General features: G+C 65.5%; 3 protein-coding genes and 1 pseudogene. 1 reads left to right on the plus strand and 3 read right to left on the minus strand.

The window, feature by feature from the left end; genetic code table 11:
• Positions 1-123: 123 nt before the first annotated feature.
• Positions 124-303 carry a hypothetical protein gene (locus FHS87_RS23010; RefSeq protein ID WP_184522182.1) on the plus strand — a complete coding sequence of 60 codons (180 nt, stop codon included), beginning with the start codon at positions 124-126 and terminating at the stop codon, positions 301-303.
• Positions 304-420: 117 nt separating this feature from the next.
• On the opposite strand, the gene FHS87_RS23015 is transcribed toward FHS87_RS23010, so the two are convergent.
• The 3 genes and pseudogenes from FHS87_RS23015 to FHS87_RS23025 all read right to left on the minus strand — a co-directional run.
• A complete protein-coding gene (locus tag FHS87_RS23015; RefSeq protein WP_184522185.1) occupies positions 421-1,404 on the minus strand; it encodes a DMT family transporter in 984 nt (327 codons plus the stop codon).
• The gene (locus FHS87_RS23020; RefSeq protein ID WP_184522188.1) at positions 1,401-2,222 is read right to left on the minus strand and encodes a DUF6065 family protein; all 822 of its coding nucleotides are present in this window, start codon (positions 2,220-2,222) and stop codon (positions 1,401-1,403) included. The genes FHS87_RS23015 and FHS87_RS23020 overlap by 4 nt, the downstream gene beginning before the upstream one ends.
• A gap of 532 nt (positions 2,223-2,754) precedes the next feature.
• Positions 2,755-3,612 (minus strand): annotated as a pseudogene (locus tag FHS87_RS23025) (IS3 family transposase); the annotation flags it as partial.
• Positions 3,613-3,702: the final 90 nt, after the last annotated feature.

The following is a 3,702-nucleotide window of genomic DNA, read 5'->3' on the forward strand; positions in this document are numbered from 1 at the left end:
AATCACATCGGTGAGCTGGCGCCATGGCACCTGCGGCCAGACAGCGCTTGAGCCCCGTCAACCCGCAACAGCCGTAGCCGTCAGTAAACGCTTACCAAGCGCGGACGCATCGGCTGGCAGAAGGTGTCTGGCTACAACTGGCGCGCCTTGGTCGAGGCGGACATCGCGCGCTTCAAGCAGGTCATCGGCGGCGCGCTGCGCTCGCGCACCGACGAGCGCCGTGCGACCGAGGTGGCCGTCGCTGTCACTGTGCTGAACCGTATGCTCGAGCTCGGACGGCCGGAGTACGTCCGCATTGCATAACCCCGAACCCGGGTAGGGCCAAGTTGACGGTGCTCCCGAACCAACCACCGGAAAGAGCGAATCACACCTACGGCGCTGGCGGGATCACATGCGAGTCAGCGATCAAGCCGGTTGGTATCAGAGGGTCTGGCGCCGCGCATCCTGTGAGGCCGGTATCGTCAGCGCCGATCCCGCGGCAGGCGCGCGAAGCCCGGGGCTTCGGGCCGGTTTCCTGCGGCTGGATGGGTGTGAGAAGGGCACCCCGTTCGCCAGCGGCAGCAGCCCCGCGATGAGGATGATGGCGGAGCCAAGGAGGGCTGCCGTGGTGGGCAACTCCGAAAAGATCACCAGGCCGAAGACGATGGACAAGGGCAGCCGCGAGTAGCCGTAAGGTGCCAGGTGGGAGACGTTACAGCGCTGTACTGCGAGGAGGGTGAGCCAAACGGCTCCTGTTCCCGCCGCAGAGACCGCGAGAAGAGCTGGCCATTCCTGCCATGGCAGGGCAAAGTGCGGGACCGATACGGTTGAGCCTGCCAACGTGGCGCAGGTGATCCAAAGAAAGATCGTCGCAGGGGCGTCCACCCGGCCGATGGCTCGGGTCGTCACAACAGCTGCGGCGTTCAGCCCGACCCCCGCGAGAAGAACGAGAGAGGCCGTATCCCAGGCGGCGGGCAGATGGCCGACAACGATCAGGGCTCCGCAGAAGCCGAGGAAGGTGGCGCCCTTCTGCAGGAGTGATGGTGTTTCCCCAAGGAACGCGGCGCCGAGGAGCGTCATCCACATCGGAGCGGTGAAGGTGAGGGCGGTTGCCTCGGCTAGGGGCAACCTGGCCAGCCCGAAGAAGATCATCCAGAGCGAGATGAAGGACAGGGTGGCCCGCAGTATCTGCAGGCCCGGTTGTGACGTCCGGTAGATCTGGGGGCCTTGCCGGGCGAACAGAAAGCCGAGGAGGACGGCTGAACCGAGGCCGCGAAGCAGGACGAGATGCTCGGCGGCCAGCGAAGGTCCAACCTGCCGGATGGCCGTCCCTTCCAAGGCGAGGCAGGCCTGCGAGAGGAGGAAGCACGTCACGCCGTAAGCGCTGGCCGAACGGGCGACAGAAGGCGGTCCGGCGCTGCTCATGGCGGCTGCGTGGGGGTGCCCTCGGGCCGATGTGGGCACTTCCCCTCGGCTTCTCGCATTTCCGCATGGGCGCGCTTACGGGCGGCGCGGGCATAGCGACCTCGCTCTGAACTCGCCCCATGCATGATCGGGCGGACGAGGCTTTCCTCGTAGGCGTCCCAGGCGGCCGGGGGCATTCCCGGTGCCTCGCCAACCTCGAAGCGGTTCAAGGTCGCGTCCGCATAGACCTCACGGGGAAGAGGCTGCACCTGGAGGAAGGGGCGGGTTGCGTCGAAGCGAATGGGCCGGCCGGTTCGCAACAGGCGAATGTTCGTGAACAGGGGACCGAACCAGCGGTCCGTCTCGACAATCCCTTCGAGGATCTGGAAACCCTCTGGCCGCGGCAAGTTGGCCGGAGCTCGGACCAGGAGGCTGTGTCCCGGAGAGGTGCTCACGAACCAGCCGGTCCAAATCTGGAGGAGGCCGTGGATCTCGGTCGCTGTTATCCAGGACGGGCAGTAGCCCTTGGTTCCCTCGCTCGCGATCGCATCCCACGCCTCGAACGAGCCGGGATAGGCGAGTTCCTGGAAGGGATACCAGTTCTCTTCGCCGGTCTCCGGATCCTCCATTCCAATCTCACAGTCCGTCCCGCCATCCCAGATCAAGCTGAAGGAGGTCGGCAGGAAGACCAAGTAGCCGAAGCTGGATGCGGCTGAAGAGGGCAAGCAGTACTGCGCGGCGCGATGGGGAAGGGTGCCACCAGCATCTTTGCCCGCGCGACGCGGGGCGACCCCAGGGAGGACGCGATGGAAGGTGATCAGCGAGGGACTATCCAGCATGACCGCCTCCACCGCGTCCCGGTTGGCCGAGGTTTTCAGGTGAAGGATATGGTTCCGCTGCCAAACCGGAACTGCCGGCGAGGCTGTTCAGGTGAATGGGTGATGGTTCCGCTACCAAACCTGAATTGCCGTCCCTGGACGGCCGGAAGCTGCCCGCCAGCGAGGCTGTCCTCGGATACCGAGCGACAAGAGGTGCCTTGGGCCGAGGCGCTTGGCTGTGTGGGGCGGCGATCGATACGCATGGACTTCGGAAGCGACCGCGAGATTGAACGAAGGGGATCTTCCATCGCGTTTCTCCTAAAGTCGGTTGTGTCGACTAGATCAGCTCTCCCTCGCGGCACAAGAACGCTTTCTCGAAAGCAGGGTTAGTTGCGGCCGGTATGCCGGTCACAACAAGAATCCGGGAACGAAAGAGTCCGGGGGAACGGGTGGGGCAGAGGTCGGGGAGAGACTGCAGGGATGTCTTCCCCTGATAAGAAAGTCGCGCCCCGTCCGTGGAACGCAGATGACCCTGCCCCTTACGTGCCCTCACTCATAAGCAGAGTCCGTTCTCCGTATGCCCCTGCTCGGGGCGGGTTGCAAAGACTGCTGGGGTGAGCCCGCCCAGGCTCGTATGTGGGCGGGCCGTGTTGTAGTCGATCCTCCACGCCTCGATGATCCGGCGCGCCGCGGCCAGGCTGCTGAACAGGTGCTCGTTCAGGCGTTCGTCCCGGAACCGGCCGTTGAAGCTTTCCACGAACCCGTTCTGCTGCGGTTTGCCGGGTGCGATGTAGTGCCACAGCACCGACCGCTCTTCCTGCCAGCGCAGAATGGCGTGCGAGGTCAGCTCCGTGCCGTTGTCGCTGACCACCATGGCCGGACGGCAACCGCGCAGCTCGACAATGCGGTCCAGTTCGCGACCGACCCGCAAGCCGGACAGCGACGTGTCCACGACCAGGCCGAGGCACTCGCGGGTGAAGTCGTCCACGACGGCCAGCACCCGGAACCTCCGCCCATTGGTCAGCGCGTCGGACACGAAGTCCAGCGACCAGCGCTGGTCCGCCGCCTTCGGCTGCGCCATGGGTGAGCGCGTGCCCAGGGCTCGCTTCCGGCCACCCCGCTTGCGCACGCCAAGCCGCTCCTCTCGGTAAAGCCGGAACAGCTTCTAGTGGTTCAGCAGCACACCCTCCCGGGACAGCAGGATGTGGAGCCGCCGGTAGCCGAACCGGCGGCGCTCACCAGCCAGCAACCGCAGCCTGGCACGGATCTCGCCGTCGTCAGGCCGTTTGGAGGCATACCGGTAGGTCTTCGGTTCCAGCCCGACCAACCCGCACACCCGCCGCTGCGAATAGCCCTTCTGCTCTATCAGCCAGGTCACGGCCCTGCGCCGCGAGCCGGGCATCAGAAGTTTTATGGGATGGCCCGCCCCTCAGTCCTGCTGGCGTAGGCTGGCCGGGCAACCGGGGCGTGAGGGAGCTGACCCATGACGGAGATTGCGGTT

It is taken from the genome of Muricoccus pecuniae, assembly GCF_014199205.1.
GTDB lineage: Bacteria > Pseudomonadota > Alphaproteobacteria > Acetobacterales > Acetobacteraceae > Roseomonas > Roseomonas pecuniae.